This is a genomic window from Azoarcus sp. KH32C (assembly GCF_000349945.1).
Taxonomy (GTDB): domain Bacteria; phylum Pseudomonadota; class Gammaproteobacteria; order Burkholderiales; family Rhodocyclaceae; genus Aromatoleum.
In genome coordinates, this window is sequence record NC_020516.1 from 1,197,495 (window position 1) to 1,216,152 (window position 18,658).

Annotated in this window: 22 protein-coding genes; 16 read left to right on the top strand and 6 right to left on the bottom strand. The window is 66.6% G+C overall.

Going from position 1 to position 18,658, the window contains the following annotated elements; genetic code table 11:
- Positions 1-89: 89 nt before the first annotated feature.
- From gspG to AZKH_RS05465, 11 genes are read left to right on the top strand one after another with little or no spacing between them, the layout of a single operon-like run.
- The gene (gene gspG / locus AZKH_RS05415; RefSeq protein ID WP_015434732.1) at positions 90-524 is read left to right on the top strand and encodes a type II secretion system major pseudopilin GspG; all 435 of its coding nucleotides are present in this window, start codon (positions 90-92) and stop codon (positions 522-524) included.
- Between the two features lie 3 nt (positions 525-527).
- The gene (locus AZKH_RS05420; protein ID WP_015434733.1) at positions 528-1,703 is read left to right on the top strand and encodes a type II secretion system F family protein; all 1,176 of its coding nucleotides are present in this window, start codon (positions 528-530) and stop codon (positions 1,701-1,703) included.
- Positions 1,700-3,373: a GspE/PulE family protein gene (locus AZKH_RS05425; protein WP_015434734.1), complete on the top strand. Its 1,674-nt coding sequence runs from the start codon at positions 1,700-1,702 to the stop codon at positions 3,371-3,373. The genes AZKH_RS05420 and AZKH_RS05425 overlap by 4 nt, the downstream gene beginning before the upstream one ends.
- Positions 3,354-4,079 carry a hypothetical protein gene (locus tag AZKH_RS05430; RefSeq protein WP_015434735.1) on the top strand — a complete coding sequence of 242 codons (726 nt, stop codon included), beginning with the start codon at positions 3,354-3,356 and terminating at the stop codon, positions 4,077-4,079. Before AZKH_RS05425 ends, AZKH_RS05430 begins: the two co-directional genes overlap by 20 nt.
- Positions 4,070-4,624, top strand: a complete 555-nt coding sequence (locus AZKH_RS05435; protein ID WP_015434736.1) for a hypothetical protein — start codon at positions 4,070-4,072, stop codon at positions 4,622-4,624. Before AZKH_RS05430 ends, AZKH_RS05435 begins: the two co-directional genes overlap by 10 nt.
- Positions 4,621-5,295 carry a hypothetical protein gene (locus AZKH_RS05440; RefSeq protein WP_015434737.1) on the top strand — a complete coding sequence of 225 codons (675 nt, stop codon included), beginning with the start codon at positions 4,621-4,623 and terminating at the stop codon, positions 5,293-5,295. The genes AZKH_RS05435 and AZKH_RS05440 overlap by 4 nt, the downstream gene beginning before the upstream one ends.
- Positions 5,292-5,819: a hypothetical protein gene (locus AZKH_RS26180; protein WP_015434738.1), complete on the top strand. Its 528-nt coding sequence runs from the start codon at positions 5,292-5,294 to the stop codon at positions 5,817-5,819. The genes AZKH_RS05440 and AZKH_RS26180 overlap by 4 nt, the downstream gene beginning before the upstream one ends.
- The gene (locus tag AZKH_RS05450) at positions 5,816-8,146 is read left to right on the top strand and encodes a secretin N-terminal domain-containing protein (protein WP_156822040.1); all 2,331 of its coding nucleotides are present in this window, start codon (positions 5,816-5,818) and stop codon (positions 8,144-8,146) included. Before AZKH_RS26180 ends, AZKH_RS05450 begins: the two co-directional genes overlap by 4 nt.
- The gene (locus tag AZKH_RS05455) at positions 8,143-8,622 is read left to right on the top strand and encodes a type II secretion system protein (RefSeq protein WP_015434740.1); all 480 of its coding nucleotides are present in this window, start codon (positions 8,143-8,145) and stop codon (positions 8,620-8,622) included. The genes AZKH_RS05450 and AZKH_RS05455 overlap by 4 nt, the downstream gene beginning before the upstream one ends.
- Before the next feature lie 2 nt (positions 8,623-8,624).
- Entirely contained in the window at positions 8,625-9,002 is a 378-nt protein-coding gene (locus AZKH_RS05460) for a type II secretion system protein (RefSeq protein WP_015434741.1), read from the top strand.
- Positions 8,989-9,468, top strand: coding sequence for a type II secretion system protein (locus tag AZKH_RS05465; RefSeq protein WP_015434742.1), 480 nt, complete (start codon positions 8,989-8,991; stop codon positions 9,466-9,468). Before AZKH_RS05460 ends, AZKH_RS05465 begins: the two co-directional genes overlap by 14 nt.
- An 18-nt stretch (positions 9,469-9,486) precedes the next feature.
- Here the strand turns inward: AZKH_RS05465 and AZKH_RS05470 are convergent, their stop codons facing one another.
- The 5 genes from AZKH_RS05470 to rplU all read right to left on the bottom strand — a co-directional run bounded on the left by AZKH_RS05470 (position 9,487) and on the right by rplU (position 13,389).
- Positions 9,487-10,317: an HDOD domain-containing protein gene (locus AZKH_RS05470; RefSeq protein WP_015434743.1), complete on the bottom strand. Its 831-nt coding sequence runs from the start codon at positions 10,315-10,317 to the stop codon at positions 9,487-9,489.
- 37 nt (positions 10,318-10,354) lie between these two features.
- Positions 10,355-11,470 carry a glutamate 5-kinase gene (gene proB / locus AZKH_RS05475; RefSeq protein ID WP_015434744.1) on the bottom strand — a complete coding sequence of 372 codons (1,116 nt, stop codon included), beginning with the start codon at positions 11,468-11,470 and terminating at the stop codon, positions 10,355-10,357.
- A gap of 61 nt (positions 11,471-11,531) precedes the next feature.
- Positions 11,532-12,707: an Obg family GTPase CgtA gene (cgtA, locus tag AZKH_RS05480; protein ID WP_015434745.1), complete on the bottom strand. Its 1,176-nt coding sequence runs from the start codon at positions 12,705-12,707 to the stop codon at positions 11,532-11,534.
- An 84-nt stretch (positions 12,708-12,791) separates the two neighbouring features.
- Positions 12,792-13,055 carry a 50S ribosomal protein L27 gene (gene rpmA / locus AZKH_RS05485; RefSeq protein WP_015434746.1) on the bottom strand — a complete coding sequence of 88 codons (264 nt, stop codon included), beginning with the start codon at positions 13,053-13,055 and terminating at the stop codon, positions 12,792-12,794.
- Between the two features lie 22 nt (positions 13,056-13,077).
- Positions 13,078-13,389 carry a 50S ribosomal protein L21 gene (gene rplU, locus AZKH_RS05490; RefSeq protein ID WP_011766892.1) on the bottom strand — a complete coding sequence of 104 codons (312 nt, stop codon included), beginning with the start codon at positions 13,387-13,389 and terminating at the stop codon, positions 13,078-13,080.
- 216 nt (positions 13,390-13,605) lie between these two features.
- On the opposite strand from rplU, the gene AZKH_RS05495 reads away from it, so the two are divergent.
- From AZKH_RS05495 to glcF, 5 genes are read left to right on the top strand one after another with little or no spacing between them, the layout of a single operon-like run.
- Positions 13,606-14,400: a FadR/GntR family transcriptional regulator gene (locus AZKH_RS05495; protein WP_015434747.1), complete on the top strand. Its 795-nt coding sequence runs from the start codon at positions 13,606-13,608 to the stop codon at positions 14,398-14,400.
- Entirely contained in the window at positions 14,397-15,908 is a 1,512-nt protein-coding gene (locus AZKH_RS05500) for an FAD-linked oxidase C-terminal domain-containing protein (protein WP_015434748.1), read from the top strand. The genes AZKH_RS05495 and AZKH_RS05500 overlap by 4 nt, the downstream gene beginning before the upstream one ends.
- Positions 15,908-16,075: a hypothetical protein gene (locus tag AZKH_RS27440; RefSeq protein WP_015434749.1), complete on the top strand. Its 168-nt coding sequence runs from the start codon at positions 15,908-15,910 to the stop codon at positions 16,073-16,075. Before AZKH_RS05500 ends, AZKH_RS27440 begins: the two co-directional genes overlap by 1 nt.
- Positions 16,072-17,142, top strand: a complete 1,071-nt coding sequence (glcE, locus tag AZKH_RS05505) for a glycolate oxidase subunit GlcE (RefSeq protein WP_015434750.1) — start codon at positions 16,072-16,074, stop codon at positions 17,140-17,142. Before AZKH_RS27440 ends, glcE begins: the two co-directional genes overlap by 4 nt.
- Before the next feature lies 1 nt (position 17,143).
- On the top strand, positions 17,144-18,400 hold the full coding sequence (gene glcF / locus AZKH_RS05510; RefSeq protein WP_015434751.1) for a glycolate oxidase subunit GlcF: 1,257 nt from the start codon (positions 17,144-17,146) through the stop codon (positions 18,398-18,400).
- A 43-nt stretch (positions 18,401-18,443) separates the two neighbouring features.
- Here the strand turns inward: glcF and AZKH_RS27160 are convergent, their stop codons facing one another.
- Positions 18,444-18,605, bottom strand: a complete 162-nt coding sequence (locus tag AZKH_RS27160; protein WP_015434752.1) for a MaoC/PaaZ C-terminal domain-containing protein — start codon at positions 18,603-18,605, stop codon at positions 18,444-18,446.
- Positions 18,606-18,658: the final 53 nt, after the last annotated feature.

Consider the following 18,658-nt stretch of genomic DNA (forward strand, 5'->3'; position numbering starts at 1 on the left):
TTACGCATACCGGTTCGATTTTCTGCGCATGACTTGATGTATTGAATGTATGGTAACGTTAATCTCAGACTTGGAGCGCGGAGTTCTTCATGCGTCTACAGGCAGCGCGGGCCGCGAAGACGGTCGCAGCGGGTTTCACTCTCCTCGAGCTGCTGGTGGTCATGGTGATCATCGGGCTGCTCGCCGGCTACGTCGGCCCGCATTACTTTTCCCAGATCGGCAAGTCCGAAGTCAAGGCGGCCAAGGCCCAGATCGACGCGCTCGAGAAGGCTCTCGATCAGTATAGGCTGGATGTCGGGCATTACCCGACCACGGACCAGAGCTTGCGGGCCTTGAACAGTGCACCGGCCGGCGAGAGCCGCTGGCAGGGGCCGTATCTTCGCAAGGCGGTTCCGGACGATCCCTGGGGCAAGCCCTACCAGTATCGCCAGCCGGGCGAGCACGGCGAGTACGACCTGTTTTCCCTGGGGCGGGACGGGCAGCCCGGCGGCGAAGGTGAGGCGGCGGACATAACCAATTGGTGATCCATGCGCTATCGGGTGAGGGCCATCGGAGCAAGTGCGACGGTCGTCGAGACGGAGCTTGAGGCTGCCAGCGAGGCCGATGCGCGCGCCATAGCGGTTGCGCGTGGCTTATCGGTCCTGTCCCTGAAGGAAATGGCGCGTGGCCGGGGACGCCGCCGCTTTCCGCTGTTGCTGTTCAACCAGGAGTTACTTGCGCTGCTGCGCGCCGGGATCTCACTGGCCGAGGCGGTCGCTGCTCTGGTCGAGAAGGAAACCCGCCCCGGCGTGCGCGGCGTGCTGACCGGGGTGCTTGCTGCCCTGAACGAAGGCCGCAGCCTTTCGAGCGCGTTAGAGGCGGCGCCGCATGCCTTCCCTGACCTGTATGTGGCGATGATCCGAGCCGCCGAGCGCACGAGCGACCTCGATCAGGCGGTCGAGCGCTACATCGCCCACCTGCAGGAAGAGGGACGGCTGCGCGACAAGCTGGTCAGTGCGGCGATCTATCCGCTGCTGCTGGTGGGCGCTGGGGGGCTGGTGGTGCTGTTCCTGCTCGGCTACGTGGTGCCCCGCTTTTCGCACATCTACGAGGACGTCGGCACGGATCTTCCGTTCATGTCGCGGCTGTTGCTGGAATGGGGGCAGTTCGTCGAGGCGCATGCGGTCGGGATGGGTGTGTTCCTGGCCTTGCTGATCGCAGGGGGCTTCGCGCTGGTGCGCAGCCAGGCCGTCTGGGCGGCGGTGGGACGCCAGATGTGGCGTATGCCTTTCATCGGCGAACGGCTGCGGGTCTTCCAGTTGGCGCGTTTCTATCGTACCGTCGGCATGCTTCTGTCGGGCGGCATCCCGGCCGTGACGGCGCTCGGAATGGTGACGGGCCTGTTATCCCCGATGCTGCAGTCAGGCCTGAACGCCGCCATCGTTTCGATCCGCGAAGGGCGCAGCTTTTCCTCGACGCTCGCGACCCGCGGCCTGACGACGCCGGTCGCGTTGCGCATGCTCGAGGTCGGCGAGCGGGCCGGGAACCTGGGCGAGATGCTGACGCGCGCGGCCGAATTCCATGAAGAAGACACCGCGCGCCAGCTCGAATGGCTGACACGCCTGTTCGGGCCGCTGTTGATGTTGTTGATCGGCTGCGTGATCGGGCTGATCGTCGTGCTGATGTATCTGCCGATCTTCCAGCTTGCCGAGAGCATCAAATGACCAATCCGCTTGCCGCAGTGCTGGCACCGCCGCCATTTTCCGCAGCCGATTTCGCGGCCGCGGCGGTGGGTGGTGCCCGGATCGTCGAAGGGCTCGCGAAGCTCGAGCCCGACCCTGAGATCCGCCTCGCGCGGCTCGCGCGCAGCACAGGCCTGACACCGGTGGGTCATGCCCGGCTGATGACACTGGTGCCCGATTTTTCGGCGATCGCATTCGAGACGGCTCTCAACCGCGAATGCGCGGCCTTGCGCGAGGAGGAGGGGCGCCTTCTCGTCGTGGTCGCCGATCCCTTCGACTCGGACCTCCTCGACGGTCTCGGGGCTCGCCTCGTCGAACCCTATACGGTGCTGCTGGCGGACCACGACGACCTGATGGCCTGCCTCGCGCGCCACGAGGACGAGGTGCGCCGCGCGGCAGGGCTGATCGAGTCGCGCGAGACCGGGGCGGCCGGGGAGCGCGCCGAGGATCTGTCGCTCAAGCGCATCAGTGCCGACGCGAGTCCCGTGGTCAAGCTCGTGAATTCCACTTTGTACGACGGCTTGAAGCAACTGGCGAGCGACATCCACTTGGAATCGGTGCCCGGCGGCCTGGTGATCAAGTACCGCCTCGACGGCGTGTTGTCGCGCGTGGGCGCCGTGCAGGGGGCGGATTTTGCGGAGCAGGCGATTTCGCGGATCAAGGTGATGGCGGATCTCGACATCGCCGAACGCCGCGTGCCGCAAGACGGCCGTTTCAAGGTCAGCGCAGGCGGACGCGAGATCGACTTCCGCGTGTCGATCATGCCGAGCATCCACGGCGAAGACGCAGTGATGCGGATTCTCGACAAGGAGCACCTGACGCGCGAGATGAGCGGCTTGACGCTCGAGACGCTCGGGTTCGACGAGGGGGTACGCGCCGCCCTGCGTCGCCTCGCGCGCCTGCCATACGGGATGCTACTCGTGACCGGGCCGACGGGCTCGGGCAAGACGACGACTTTGTATGCCACGCTGGTCGAGACCAACCAGGGCGTCGACAAGATCGTCACGATCGAGGATCCGGTGGAATACCAGCTGTCCGGCGTGCTGCAGATCCCGGTGAACGAGAAGAAGGGCCTGACCTTTGCCCGCGGCCTGCGATCCATCCTGCGCCACGACCCGGACAAGATCATGGTGGGCGAGATCCGCGACGGGGAGACGGCCGAGATCGCCGTGCAGGCCGCGCTGACGGGCCACCTCGTATTTACGACCGTCCACGCCAACAACGTATTCGACGTGATGGGGCGCTTCATGCACATGGGGATCGATCCGTACAACCTCGTCGCCGCGCTGAACGGTATCGTCGCGCAGCGCCTGGTGCGCATGAATTGCCCGTATTGCACGCAGGATGTCGTGCCCGACGCCGAGCTGATCGCGGAGTCGGGGCTCGCGGACGTCAGCGGATTCCGCTTCCGTGCCGGCCTGGGCTGCGGCCATTGCCGGGGATCGGGCTATCGCGGGCGGCGGGCCGCGGCCGAGGTGCTGCTGCTCAACGATGAACTGCGGGAGTTGATCGTCGCGCGGGCGCCGATCCGGGCGGTGAAGGAGGCTGCCGGCCGGGCGGGTTTCCACGGGCTGCGTGCGGCGGCGCTGGACATGGTCGCAGCGGGCGAGACGACTTTGCAGGAGGTGAATCGTGTCACGCTGGTGGCCTGAAGCCGCGCGCCTGCTCGTGGAGCCCGACGCGTTCGACATCGCAGCGGGCGGTGCGCCCCGCCGCGTCGAGTTTGCGGGCAGGCCCCAGGACGCGTTGCCGCTGCTGTCTCAGGAAGGCGATGCGGCAATCCGGCCGGGGACGCGGTGGCAAGTGCTGCTGGCGGACGGACTGGTCCGTTATCTCGTCGTCGAATGGCCGGCGGGTCTCCGCGGGCGCCCGGAACGGGCGGCGTTCGTCGCACATCGTTTCCGCGAAGTGCATGGCATCGAATCGCCGGAATGGCAGTTCGCGATCGAGCCGAGCGTCACCGGCGTTCCGACGATCGCATGTGCCGCGCCAGTCGAGCTGATCGCGGCGGTGGACGAGTGGGCCGCTCGCAACCGCCTGCGGGTTGCCCGCATTACCGGCGAATTCGTCGCGACATACAACCGTTTGCGATCGCGGCTCGACAATCCGCTGGGCGCGTTGGCCATCGAGCGGGGCGGCCGCTTGACCGTCGGGCTGTGGCACGACGCCATGTGGCTTTCCGTGCGCAGTCAGCCGCTCGGAGCCGGAGGAGCGAATGCACTTGGCCAGCTTCTCCAGTCCCTGCAGACGCGAGCCGCCAGCCAGGCCGAGGGTGGAACCTTGTACCGCGCCGGAACGGATCTCGAAGCGCCCGCCGGCTGGGCGGCGATTGCATTAGGAGGCGAAGCATGGGCCTGATGCGTCGCGTGCCATTGTCGATCCAGCTCGACTTCGTCGCTGCCCGGCGGGGCCCGCGCTGGTATGGCTGGGCATTGCTCATGGCGGGCGTCGCCGGCGCGGCCTTGGCGTTTGCCGACTACCGCGCGGAACAGGCGGAGCTCGCCGAACGGCAGACGATTATCGGCCGCCTGCGCGAGTCGATCGCCCGCGCGGCTCCATCCCCGCGCGCTGCGGCCGCCCGCGGTGTCAGCCCCGACGAGGCGAAGGCGGCGCTGGATGTCGCCGCGCACCTGAATGCCGCTTGGGGCCCATTGTTCGCCGGCATGGCGGCGGCCCAGACCGAGTCGGCCACCTGGATCTCGTTCGACGGCGATGCGTCGCGCAACAGCCTTCGGATTACGGGCGATGCGCGGAATTTGATGGCTGTCTTCGACTTGCTCGAACGTCTGGATGGCGCCGAAGGCATTGGCGATGTGCGGCTGACCAGTTACGAATGGACGAGCGCGGGCACCGTTCCTGTCGTGCGTTTTCACGCGAGCGCGACGTGGGGGGGCGGACAATGAAAGGCTTCCTGCACGGGCAAGGCTCCGGAATGCTTCCGATCGAGCCGGAAACGGGGATCGTGTCCCGCTCGGCCACGGACGTCGGCCGCGGTTTGCCCAGCTACGGCCGCAAGGGGCCTCGATCGAAGACCGTCCTGCGGCTCGTGCAGGAACGGGTGGGCCGTATTGTCGTCGAGGCGGGCTGGATCGGAGGCGTCGGAGTGGCGCTGTTGGTCGTCGCGCTGGTGGCCTCTTGGTTCGTCACGCGGGATGCGGACGAACGGCGGACGGCGCTGGCTGCGGAGCGCGCCGAGCTGTTGCGTGGCGAAGGCCGTCAGACGCCGGTCGTCGATGAGCGCGAACGCCTGAAGACCTTCTACGAGCGCTTCCCCCCGGCGGCCGATCTGCCGGCAAGGCTGCGCCGGCTCGACGAGCTCGCGGCGCGCCACGGCGTGACATCGAAACGCACCGATTACCGCAGCGGGAGCGCGGTCGGGACCTCGCTGCAGGTCGTAAGCCTGGCGACTCCCATTGAGGGCGAATTCAAGGCCATCTACGATTGGCTGGCCGAAGTGCTCAATGACATGCCCGAGGTGGCGCTCGAATCCCTGAACGTGAAGCGCACGGACAGCAACACCAGCGTCGTCGAGGCCGAGGCGCGCCTGCAGATCTACCTGCGGGGGGCGAAATGAACGCGCGTCAGCTGGTGCTGGGGATTGCCCTCGTCGCAACGGTGGCGGCGACATGGTGGGCGAGCCAGGACAAGGGGGCCGACAACGACGTCGTGCGGGCGCCGCGGTCCGAGCGTTCCCGGTCCGAAGGCGAGGCCTCGGTCGCGGGCGGCAAGACGGACGCCTCGGCGCCGGCGCAAGCCCGCGCCGATCGTTACGCGGCCCTGACCTCCGCACGCAGTCCATGGCCGGACGTGGCGGAGATGCTTGCCCGCCGGGTCAACTTCAGCCCGCCGGTCCGGTCGGCCCCGCCCGCTCCGCCCCCGGCGCCGATGGCGCCTCCGCTCCCCTATCGCTTCGTCGGTGCCATCGAAGATGCACAGGGCAAGGCGGTCTTCCTGCTCGACGGCAGTCAGGTACGCCTCGTGCGGGAAGGGGAGAAATTGGGCAGCCAATACCGGGTGGAGCGGATTACGTCCAACGGCATCGAAATCACCTACCTCCCTCTTGATGTGAAGCAAACACTCAGCCGCCAGAGTCCATGATGACCAAGAAAACGACCCCGCATGCCGCCCGGCGACTGGGCCTGTCCACCGTGCTGGCGTTGGCGCTGGCTGCGTGTGCGACCAATGCCGCGCTTGAGCAGAGCCGCAAGGACTTTGCGACCGGCGACCGCATGCTCGCCTTGCAGCGTCTCGAGCAGGCGGTGAAGGGAGATCCGACGAACGCGGAATTGCGCAGCTACTACATCCGTCAGCGCGACTTGCTGGTGCTGGAGCGGCTCACTGCGGCCGACCGTGCCCGCATTGCCGGCAAGACGGCCGAGGCTGCCGCCCTGTATCGCGATGTGCAGAGGATCGATCCCGACAATCCCCGCGCACGGCTCGGCCTGGAAGAGGCGGACCGCTCGCGTCGTCGGCGCGAGCGGGTGGCGCAGGCGCGGGCCGCTTTTGTTGGGGGTGATGTTTCGACCGCGACGCGCCTGGTCCGCGGCGTCCTCGCCGAGGACCCGGATGACCGCGTTGCGCTGGAACTCAGACGGGAGCTCGACGAGCGCATGCAGCAGACCAGCAAGCCGCAGGCGGAAGCCCTGCAGGGGGCGATGGCGAAGCCGGTGACGCTGGAGTTTCGCGACGCGCCGCTGCGCGTCGTGTTCGAAGCGCTGTCTCGGGCGAGCGGTCTCAACTTCGTCTTCGACCGCGACGTGCGGACCGAGAATCGCGTCACGCTCTTCGTGCGGGATACCAGCGTCGACGAAGTGATCCGGCTGTTGTCGGCAACCCAGGGCATCGACCGCAAGCTGCTCAACGCGAACTCGATCCTCGTCTATCCGGCGACCTCCGCCAAGCAGCGCGAACACGTCGAACTCGTCACCCGCAGCTTCTATCTAGCGAACACCGACGCCAAGTCCGCGCAGACGATGGTCAAGCAGCTCGTCAAGACGCGCGACGTCTTCATCGACGAGAAGCTGAACCTGCTCGTCGTGAAAGACACGCCGGATGCCGTGCGGATGATCGAACGGCTCGTTGCGACGCTCGACGTGCCCGAGCCGGAAGTGATGCTCGAACTCGAAGTGCTCGAGATCAGCCGCAACAAGCTGCTGGACCTGGGCCTCGAGTTTCCCGAGCAGATCGGTTACGGACTGCTGACGCCGGACATTCCGGCGCCGAGCCAGATCGTGAACGGCGTGGTCATCTCCGGCACCACCCAGCTCGGCGGCAAGCTGCTCGACGGCAACATCAACCTGCGCAAGCGCGGCGACCTCGTCCCCTTCGTCAGCAACCCGGGCCTCGTGCTGCGCTTGAAGAGCGAGGACGGCGATTCGAGCATCCTCGCGAATCCGCGGATCCGTGTCCGGAACCGGGAGAAGGCCAAGGTCCACATCGGCGACAAGCTGCCCGTGTTCACGACCACCTCGACGGCGAACGTCGGCGTTTCGGCCTCGGTGTCCTATCTCGACGTCGGCCTGAAGCTGGAGGTCGAGCCTTCCGTCTATCGCGACGACGAAGTCGGGATCAAGATCAACCTGGAGGTCAGCAACATCGTCAAGGAGGTTCCTGGTCCGACCAGTTCCTTGGCCTACCAGGTGGGCACACGCACGGCGACGACCGCCTTGCGCCTGCGCGACGGCGAAACCCAGGTGCTCGCCGGCCTGATCAACGACGAGGACCGCAGCGCAGCGCAGCGAGTGCCGGGCCTTGGCAACCTTCCGGTTCTCGGCCGCCTGTTCTCCGCGCAGCGCGATGCGCACAACAAGACCGAAATCGTCCTGCTGATCACCCCGCGCATCGTGCGCAACGTCATGCCGCCGGTCGCGCTCCTCGCCGACATGCCGGCGGGGACGGAGGCGAATGTCGGGGCCGAGCCGCTGCGCCTCGGGCGGACCGCTCCCGGTAGCCTCAGTCTGCGAACCGAAGGCGGCGCAGGATCGGCACGGATTGCCCCGGAACCGGTGCCAGCCGCTCCTCCGGCTGTGCCGGCCGCTGCGGTCGGGCAGGGCAACGGGGCGCCGGCATCGGGCGCCGCGGGCGCCCCCTTGGTCGGGCTGGTCGTCCCGGACCGCATGCGTCGCAACGACATCATCACGGCGCTCGTGCATATCGAACAACTGGAGGGGGTCGATACCGCCGAAGTGACCGTCACCTTCGATGCCGACCGCCTCGAAGCGGAGGGAGCAACGACGCCGGGGATCATCCAGATGCCACTGAATGTCGTGGACGGCAAGGGCGATGTCGCGATCCGCCTGAAGGGACGTCCGGATGCGGTGGGCCTGGCTGGCGTCGTGGTGACGAACCTGGCGATGCGGCGCCCCGGCGGAGAAGAAGAGCGCATCCCGCTTTCGGTGCCGGCGACGGTCCAGATCGGCGAATGAACGTCATGGCCGCGCGCGGATTCACGCTCATCGAACTGGTCGTGACCGTGGCGATCCTCGGCATCCTTGCCGCGGGCGTGCTGCCGCTGGCCGAACTGACCGCGCAGCGTAGCCGGGAGTCGGAATTGCGCAGCTCCCTGCGGCAGATCCGCACGGCGATCGATGCCTACAAGGCCGCCTACGACGACAAACGGATCGAGCAGCGCGTGGGCGCGACCGGCTATCCGCCGGATTTGGCGGCGCTGGCGAAGGGCGTCATCGACATCAAGGACCCGAACGGACACACGATGTATTTCCTGCGCCGCATTCCGCGCGACCCTTTCGATCCCGACGTCCGTCGACCTCCGGAAGCGACCTGGGGAAAGCGTAGCTATGCCAGTCCGCCGGACGAGCCGGCCGAAGGCAACGATGTTTTCGACGTCTACTCCCTGTCGCGCGCCGTCGGCTTGAACGGCGTGCCCTATCGGGAGTGGTAGCGATGAGACGCTCTGGCGGCGGTTTCACGCTGATCGAATTGCTGGTCGTGATGGCTATCGTCGCGACACTCCTGTCGATCGCCGCGCCGCGGTATTTCGAGCACCTGGACCGCGCCCGCGAGGCAACGCTTCGACAGTCGCTGAACGTGATGCGGGACGCGATCGACAAGTACAAGGCCGATACCGGCAAGTGGCCGGACTCCTTGGATTCCCTCGTCTCGAAGCGCTATTTGCGCAAGGTGCCTAGCGATCCGCTGACCGACAGCGCCGACACGTGGAAGCCTGAAGCGGCGCCATCGGAAAGCGGCGAGGGCGTGTGGGACGTGCATAGTGGAGCCGATGGCACGTCCAAGGACGGTACGCCCTATGCGGAATGGTGAGCGTGGTTTTACCTACCTGATCGTACTTTTCATCGTGGCCGGCCTGGGGCTTTTCGTCGCCCAGGCCGGAGTCGTCTGGCAGCAGGTCGCGCAACGCGAGAAGGAAGAGGAACTCCTTGCGATTGGAGCAGAAATCGCGCGGGCCATTGGGAGCTACCAGCGTGCTTCGGCCGACAATTCCCTGCCACGCAAGCTCGAAGAGCTCGTCGAGGACCGGCGCAGCGGCGTCGTGGTCCGTCACCTGCGGCGCATCTATCGCGATCCCTTGACGGGACAGAAACGGTGGGGGCTCGAGGCGCAGGGCGGTCTGATTACAGGCGTATACAGCCTGGCGCCTGGCGCGCCGATCCGCCGCAAGAATCTGCCGCCGGAACTGAGCGAGAAGGCGCAGGACGCGACACGATACGCCGAGTGGGTGTTCCATCCGACCGACGACTCCGCAACGCCCGGCCCGCGGGTGCCCTAGCAGGGTTGGAGAGGAAAGTCAGTGGCCGAGCGCTGCGATGATCGAGTTCAGTTCGTCGCTGGATTCCCCGATGATCGATGCCACGCTCTCGAGGACCGGTGACGAACGGTAGCTGGACGCGCCCGCAAAGGGATTCCAGGTCGGGGCGAGGGTGTTCGCAATATAGAGCACCTGCCCGAGGGATGTCGGCGACTGGTCGGCGAACGCCGTTTCGTGGTCCTTGACGGCCGTCAGGATCGATTCCGGGGTCTCGAGTGCACTGAGGACGGCATGGCCGATGCTGCAGTGCCATTCGTCGAGGACTCGATACAACTCTTCGTCGTCACGCGCGATTTCCGGATTGCGGGCGATTTGCGAGAGCAGGTAGAAATGGCCGATGTCGTGCACGAGTCCCGCGAACAGGGCTTCGTCCGGTCGGATCTTGGTGAGCCTGCGGGCCACCACGAAGGACGCCGCCGCGACCTCCAGGCTGTGTTGCCACAGCGCCCGCGCCGATTCCATGAAGGGCGCCATGTCCTTTTCGCGCAGCAGCTGCTGGAGTGCGACCGACACTGCCAGCGCACGGATTGCGGAGAAGCCGACCCGCATGACCGCCGTCTTGACGTCGGTGACTTCGCGGCCGGAAGGATTGAGCGCCGCGGAGTTGGCGAGCCGGATCACCTTGGCGGACACCAGCGGTTCGGTCAGCAGCACCCGGGCGAGGGTATCGATCGTGAGATCCGGCTTTTCGAGCGCCAGACGAATACGGACGGCCGCATCCAGGTAGGTCGGAAAGCTGACGTCTCCGCTGGAGAGATCCTCGGCGATCTGAAGCAGGAATCGATGGGTTCGGCTGTTGCAGGAATTCATGGCGGTAGACGTAGACCGGGCACAGCCCGGCTGCCGCCTATCGTAACACCATGTTATCGCGATGGATCAGTTCCGGTTCGTCGATGTAGCCGAGGAGCTTCTCGATTTCGGCGCTGGGCTTGCGCGCCACACGGCGGCATTCGGTGCTGCTGTAGTTGACGAGCCCGCGTCCGATCTCGTCGCCAGCCGTCGTGCGGCAGGCGACGGCGGAGCCGCGTTCGAAGTCTCCGCGCACTTCGATCACTCCGACCGGGAGCAGGCTGCGGCCGCTGCGCAGGGCCGTGACCGCACCATCGTCGATGACGAGGTCGCCCGCGAGCTGCAGATGGTCGGCGAGCCACTGCTTGCGCGCCTGCAGCGGAGAGCTGGTCGCGTAGAGCAGGGTGCCGAGCGATTCGCCCTGGCCGAGGCGGACGATGGCGTCGGCCTCGTGGCCGCTCGCGATGCAGGTGTGGGCGCCGCTGCGAGCCGCGCGTTGGGCCGCACGGATCTTGGTGATCATCCCGCCCTTGCTGATGCCGGTCCCGGCCCCGCCCGCCATCGCCTCGTAGGTGCGATCTTCGGCACGGCCTTCCGAGACCAGCGTCGCGCTCGGATCCCGACGCGGATCCGCGGTGAAGAGGCCCTTCTGGTCGGTCAGGATGATCAGTGCCTCGGCTTCGATCAGGTTCGCGACGAGCGCGCCGAGCGTGTCGTTGTCGCCGAACTTGATCTCGTCGGTGACGATCGTGTCGTTCTCGTTGATGATCGGCACGACCCCGAGTTCGAGCAGCGTGGTCAGCGTCGAGCGGGCATTGAGATAACGCTTGCGGTCCGACAGGTCGTCGTGCGTGAGCAGAATCTGCGCGGTATGCAGCCCGTGGCGCGAGAAGGCTTCCTCGTAGGCTTCGACGAGGCCCATCTGCCCGACCGCCGCGGCTGCCTGCAGCTTGTGCATCTCGTGCGGGCGTTTGGCCCATCCGAGGCGCTGGATGCCGGCGGCGATCGCGCCCGAGGAGACGAGTACCACCTGCTTGCCCGACTCGCGCATCACGGCGATCTGCCGCGCCCAGTCGGCCATTGCCGCCTTGTCCAGGCCGGCACCGTTGTTGGTGACGAGGGCGCTGCCGACCTTGACCACCAGGCGGCGTGCGTTGCGGATCTTGTTTCTCATGATCTGGGACGGCAAGCGTGGGCTATCGGGGAAGGGGAACGGCGCAAGGCCGTGGAGTTGCTCAGGATTGGGCGGTCGGCTCGTCTTCGCCGTCTTCGACGTCGTCGTCCTCGGCGAGGGCGGCTTCCAGGCGGGCCTTGTAAGCGGCTTCGGCGCGCGCGTCGGCTTCCGCGGCGAGACGGGCTTCCTCGGCCGCAAGCGCAGCACGTTCGATTTCTGCCTGGGCGCGATCGGCGTCGAGGAAATCCTGCAGCGCGAAGACGAGGCCCTTGGTGCCGTCGCCGGTCAGCGCTGAGATTTCGAAGTGGCGCTCGACCGGGCCGTAGGCTTCCAAGAAGGCCGCGACGCGCTCGGCCCGCTCGTCGTCCGGAATCAGGTCGAGCTTGTTGAGCGCGAGCCAGCGCGGCTTGCGGTACAGCGATTCGTCGTACTTGCGCAATTCCTCGACGATGGCCTTGGCGTCATGGACCGGATCGGCTTCGGGGTCGAAGGGGGCGAGGTCGACCAGGTGCAAGAGCACGCGCGTGCGCTGCAGGTGGCGCAGGAAGCGGTGGCCCAGGCCGTGGCCTTCTGCGGCACCCTCGATCAGTCCGGGAATGTCGGCGATCACGAAGCTGCGGTTCTCGTCGGTGCGCACGACACCGAGGTTCGGCGCGAGCGTCGTGAACGGGTAGTCGGCGACTTTCGGCCGCGCAGCGGAGACGGCGCGGATGAAGGTCGATTTGCCCGCGTTCGGCATGCCGAGCAGGCCGACGTCGGCGAGTACCTTCAGTTCGAGCTTGAACATGCGGCGTTCGCCCGGCTCGCCCATGGTGCGCTTGCGGGGCGCGCGATTGACGCTCGACTTGAAATGCAGGTTGCCGAGCCCACCCTTGCCGCCACGCGCGATCATGACGCGCTTGCCGTCGACATCCAGGTCGGCGACGAATTCGCCCGTTTCGAAGTCGGAAATGACGGTGCCGACGGGCATGCGCAGGACGATGTCTTCGCCGCCCTTGCCGTAGCAGTCGTTTGTGCCGCCGTTCTCGCCGCGGTCGGCGCGGTGCATTCGGGTGTAGCGGTAGTCGATCAGCGTGTTCAGGTTGCGGTCGGCCTGCGCAAAGATGCTGCCGCCGCGTCCGCCGTCGCCGCCGTTGGGGCCGCCGCGTGGCACGAACTTTTCGCGCCGGAACGACGCCGAGCCGTTGCCGCCGTCGCCGGCCATCACCTCGATACGCGCTTCGTCAATGAACTTCATGTTTGGGGTGCCCGTGGCAAACCTGTGCAAAAACAAAAAAGCCCTACCGCAAGGATAGGGCTTTTCGAACCTCGACGCCGGAAATCAGGCGGCTTCGGGTACGATCACGACGGTGCGGCGACGCTGGGCGCCCTTCACGGTGAATTGGACGACGCCGTCCTTCAGCGCGAACAGCGTGTGGTCCTTGCCGATGCCGACGTTTTCGCCCGGGTGGTATTCGGTGCCGCGCTGGCGAACGATGATGTTGCCGGCGAGCACGAACTGGCCGCCGTAGCGCTTGACGCCAAGTCGTTTCGATTCTGAGTCGCGGCCGTTACGGGAACTACCGCCAGCTTTTTTGTGTGCCATGACGAATTACCTCCTTGGCAAATTAGGCCGAGATCGCTTCGATGCGAAGCTCGGTGTAGTTCTGGCGATGGCCTTGGTGCTTCTGGTAGTGCTTACGGCGGCGCATCTTGAAAATCTTGACCTTGTCGTGACGGCCGTGGGAAACCACGGTTGCCTTGACAGCGGCGCCGGAAACCACCGGGGTGCCGATCTTGACCGACTCGCCCTCGCCGACCATGAGAACCTGGTCGATGGTGATTTCGGAGCCCACGTCTGCCGGTATCTGTTCTACCTTGATCTTTTCGCCGGCTGCGACGCGATACTGCTTGCCGCCGGTTTTTATCACCGCGTACATGGTGTTGCTCCAATTGATGGTTTTGTTGCGAAGAATCGCCCACTTTACAGCACCGGCGCCAGAATCGTCAAGAAAATCAGCGCTTAGGCGCGTCTTGCGGGTCGCGTCGAAAAAAAATCCCCAGCGAGGGTATTCCCTATGCTGACAAGCGGTTCCGGGGGGGCTACGATGGAGTTGTCAGACAACTTTGCTTCGTGACACCCAAAGGATCCAGCCATGGCATTGACTGAAAAACGGGAACGCGCGCCGCGCCTGAGCGACGAAGTGACGCGCCAACTCGAAGCATGGATCAATGAACAGAAGTTGCCAAGCGGCACGCAGCTGCCCACCGAGAAGGTGTTGTGCGAGCGCTTCGGTGTCAGCCGGGCCGTGATCCGCGAGGCGATTTCCCGTCTCAAGGCCGACGGCTGCGTGACGACCCGCCAGGGCTCGGGCGCCTACGTCGCGGCGCGGCCCGGGCAGGCAACGTTCCGCCTGGTGCGCGCGTCCTCGCCGGCCGTCGATCCGTCGCTGCGCGAGGTCTCGGACATCTTCGAATTGCGCTATCTGGTCGAGACGGGCGCCGCCGAGCTGGCGGCGCGGCGGCGTACGGCGAGCGATCTGAGGAAGATGCAGCGGGCGCTGGAACACATGGCGGCGGCGCTGGTGTCCGGCGCGGATGCGGTGGCCGAGGACGACGCCTTCCATGTGGCGGTCGCGAGTGCGACGCGCAATCCGCAGATCGAGCGTTTCCAGGTCTTCATGGGACAGCAGTTTTCCGAATCGCGCGCGCCGACCTGGGATGCCGAAGGGCATCGCACGGGCCGGGCGCGCGAGGCGCAGATCGAGCACGAACGGATTTTTGCGGCGATCGCAGCCGGGGATACGGCAGCGGCACGCGCGGCAGCGGCGGCGCATCTGGAGGGGGCCGCGAAGCGCCTTGGGCTGAATGCGCGTTGCTGGGTGGCAGCAGCGGGACCGATGACGGCGTATGCGCCGGATGTGGATGTGGCGGAGGAAAAGCAAGGATGAACATGGTTTCCGAGGCGGTGACGCCGGGCGCCGAAGAGACGGATTTCTCCTCCGTCGACAAGGCCCGGCTGGTCGAGGCGCTGGCGCGCGTGCTGCCGGTCGGCTCGCTGATGTATGACGCGGAGGATCTGCGTCCTTACGAGTGCGACGGGCTGAGCGTCTATCGCAAGCTGCCGCTGGTCGTGGCGCTGCCGACGACCGAGGAGCAGGTGGTCGCGGTGCTGCGCGTATGCAGCGAGATGGGCGTGCCGGTCGTCGCGCGCGGCGCGGGCACCGGGCTTTCGGGTGGTGCGCTGCCGCATGAATTCGGCGTCGTGCTGTCGCTCGCGCGCTTCAACCGCATCCTGCATCTCGACCCGCATGCGCGCACCGCGGTCGTGCAGCCCGGCGTGCGCAACCTCGCGATTTCGGAGGCGGCTTCGCCCCACGGCCTGTACTACGCGCCCGATCCGTCCTCGCAGATCGCCTGCACGATCGGCGGCAACGTCGCCGAGAACTCGGGCGGCGTGCATTGCCTGAAGTACGGCCTCACGGTGCACAACGTGCTTCGCGTGCGCGGCTTGACGATCGACGGCGAGATCGTCGAGATCGGCAATCACGCGCTGGATGCGCCGGGCTACGACCTGCTGGCGCTCGTGACGGGTTCCGAAGGCATGTTGGTGGTCGTGACCGAGGTCACCGTGAAGCTGACGCCGAAGCCGCTGCTCGCGCAGTGCGTGCTGGCGGCCTTCGACGATGTGATCAAGGCCGGCGAGGCGGTGGCGGAAATCATTGCTGCCGGCATCATCCCGGCGGGCCTGGAGATGATGGACCAGCCCGCTACGGCCGCGGTGGAGCAGTTCGTCCACGCCGGCTATCCGCTCGATGCGAAGGCGATCCTGCTGTGCGAGTCCGACGGCACGCCCGAGGAGGTCGAGGAGGAAATCGCGCGCGTGAGGGCGGTGCTTGAGCGCAGCGGCGCGACCGAGATCCGCGTCTCGCGCGACGAGGCCGAGCGCATGAAGTTCTGGGCCGGCCGCAAGGCGGCGTTCCCTGCGGCGGGCCGCATCTCGCCGGACTACTATTGCATGGACGGCACAATCCCGCGGAAGCGCCTCGGCGAGATGCTGGAGGCGATCCAGGCAATGGAAGGCAAGTTCGGCCTGCGCTGCATCAACGTCTTTCACGCGGGCGACGGCAATCTCCACCCGCTGATCCTGTTCGATGCGAACCAGCCGGGCGAGCTAGAGCGTGCCGAGGCCTTCGGTGCGGAGATCCTCGAACTATCGGTCGCGTTGGGCGGCACGATCACCGGGGAGCACGGGGTCGGGATCGAGAAGATCAACCAGATGTGCAGCCAGTTCTCGCGCCCCGAACTTTCGATGTTCTTCCGCGTGAAAGCGGCGTTCGATCCGGCTGGCTTGCTCAACCCGGGCAAGGCGATTCCGACGCTGAACCGCTGCGCCGAATACGGGCGCGAGCGCGTGAACGCGAACCACATCCCGTATCCGGATATCCCGCGCTTCTGATGGACCGGGGCTGGATCCAGTTTCTTCTCGTGGTCGTACCCGTGTTGTCGCTGATCGGCTCGTGGCTCGCACTGCGAACGATTGCCGAGCGCCATCAGCGACGGAGCAAGGGGCAGGCCGACGATTTCAGGGCGCCCAAGGCGCGCAGCAGGACGGAGAAAGAATGAGCGATTTGACGGAACAGTGGTGCGAGCGGGTGCGCGCCGCAGCGGCGGCGGGAACCGCGCTGCAGATTCGGGGCGGCGGCACCAAGGACTTTTACGGTCGCATCCCCGTGGGTGAATTGTTCGACACGCTTGGCCATACGGGCGTCGTGAACTATGAGCCGACCGAACTGGTGGTGACGGTCCGTGCCGGCACGCCGCTGGCGGAACTGGAAGCGCTGCTGGCGACGAACGGCCAGATGCTCGCCTTCGAGCCGCCGCATTTCGGGGCCGGCGCGACGGTAGGGGGCTGCGTTGCGGCGGGACTTGCCGGTCCGCGCCGGCTGGCGGCGGGCGGGGTGCGTGACTTCGTGCTCGGCGTGAAGATCATCGACGGGCGCGGTGAAGCGCTGTCCTTCGGCGGTCAGGTAATGAAAAACGTCGCCGGCTACGACGTGTCGCGGGCAATCGCGGGGAGTCTCGGTACGCTCGGACTGATCACGGAGGTCTCGCTAAAAGTGCTGCCGCGCCCGGTCGCCGAGGTGACGCTGCGCTTCGAAATCGAGGAACAGGACGCGTTGAACCGCCTCAACGATTGGGGCGGCCAGCCGCTACCGATTTCGGGGTCCACGTGGCGCGATGGCGTGCTGCACCTGCGCTTGTCCGGTGCCGAAGCGGCGGTCCGCGCAGCGAAGCAGCGACTCGGCGGCGAGGTGCTGGACGACGTGGCGGGGGCCGCATTCTGGCAGGCGATCCGCGAACAGCAGGACGGCTTCTTCGCTCCGGAGGCCGGCGAGGTGCTGTGGCGCCTGTCGCTGCCGAGCTCCGCGGCGCCGGTGAAGCTTTCGGGCCAGCAGCTGATCGAATGGGGCGGTGCGCTGCGCTGGCTGCGTTCTTCGCTGCCGGCCGACGCGATTCGCGAGCGCGCCGCCGCACTGGGCGGCCATGCGACCGCCTTCCGCGGCTTCGACCGCGCGGGCGACGTGTTCCATCCGCTGTCGGCGCCGTTGCGGGCGATCCACTGCCGTCTCAAACAAGCCTTCGATCCGGCCGGCATTTTCAACCCCGGCCGCTTCTACAACGGAATCTGACATGCAAACCCAGCTAGCCGATTTCATCAAGGACACGCCGGAAGGGCGTGAAGCCGAGGCGATTCTCCGCAACTGCGTGCATTGCGGATTCTGCACCGCGACCTGTCCGACCTATCAGCTGCTCGGCGACGAGCTCGACGGGCCGCGCGGACGCATCTACCTCATCAAGCAACTGCTTGAAGGTCACGACGTCACCGAGAAGACGCGGCTGCATCTGGACCGCTGTCTGACCTGCCGCTCCTGCGAGTCGACCTGTCCGTCCGGCGTGCATTACAGCCGCCTCGCCGACATCGGTCGCAACATCGTCGAGCAGCGCGTGCCGCGCCAGGGCGGCGAACGCGTCAAGCGCTGGGCGCTGCGGGAATTCGTTCCGCGTGCCGGCCTCTTCGGCGTCGCGATGCAGGCGGGGCGCGCCGTGCGCGGTCTGCTGCCGAGCTCGCTGCAGGAAAAGGTGCCGGAGCTGCGCCCGGCCGGACAATGGCCCGCGCCGCGTCACGCGCGCCGCATGATCGCGCTCGCGGGCTGCGCGCAGCCGGCGATGGCGCCGTCGATCAACACCGCGACCGCCCGGGTGCTCGATGCGATCGGGATTTCGCTGGTCGAACCGGCGGGGGCCGGATGTTGCGGCGCCGTGCGTTTCCACCTCAACGACCAGGAAGGCGGCCGGACCGATGCGCGGCGCAATATCGACGCGTGGTGGCCGGCGATCGAGCGCGGCGAGATCGAAGCGATCGTGATGACCGCATCGGGCTGCGGCGTGCAGGTCAAGGATTACGATCATCTGTTGGCGCAGGATCCGGCCTACGCGGAGAAAGCGGCGCGCGTCGCGGCGCTGACGAAGGACGTCAGCGAGATCGTCGCGGCGGAGGGCGACAGACTCGCACCGCTGCTCGAAGCCAAGCTCGGAGGGCAGGGGAGTGCGGGGGCGAAGGTCGCCTTCCAGTCCCCGTGCACGCTGCAGCACGGGCAGAAGATCCGCGGCGTCGTCGAAAAGCTGCTGACCGCCGCGGGCTTCGAGCTGACGCCGGTGCGTGACGGGCATCTGTGCTGCGGCTCGGCCGGCACCTATTCGATCCTGCAGCCTGAGCTGTCAAAGCAGTTGCGTGCGAACAAGCTCGCGGCGCTCGGCGAGGGCGGGGCAGGCTTGATCGCATCGGCCAACATCGGCTGCATGACGCATCTGCAGGGCGGCACCGCGACCCCCGTCCGTCACTGGGTCGAATTGATCGACGAGCGGCTTCACGGCCTGCCGGTCTGAGTCCTCACGGCAGTGCGCGTCGCCTGTGCCGCGCACTGCCTCTTCAGTGGGCGTCCGGTTCGGAGGCGAAGCGCCGGTTGGCATGCAGCGGGTTGACATCGCCGAAGAGCCTAGCCCCCATGACGATGTGAGTTTCGGTCAGCGTCATGCCGTTTTCGAAGCGTTCGCCCACCTGCAGCTCGTTGAATCCCGGTCCCGAATACATGTGTCCTCTCCACGTCGAATTTCAATGATTGGTCTTGTGAATGATGTCACGAG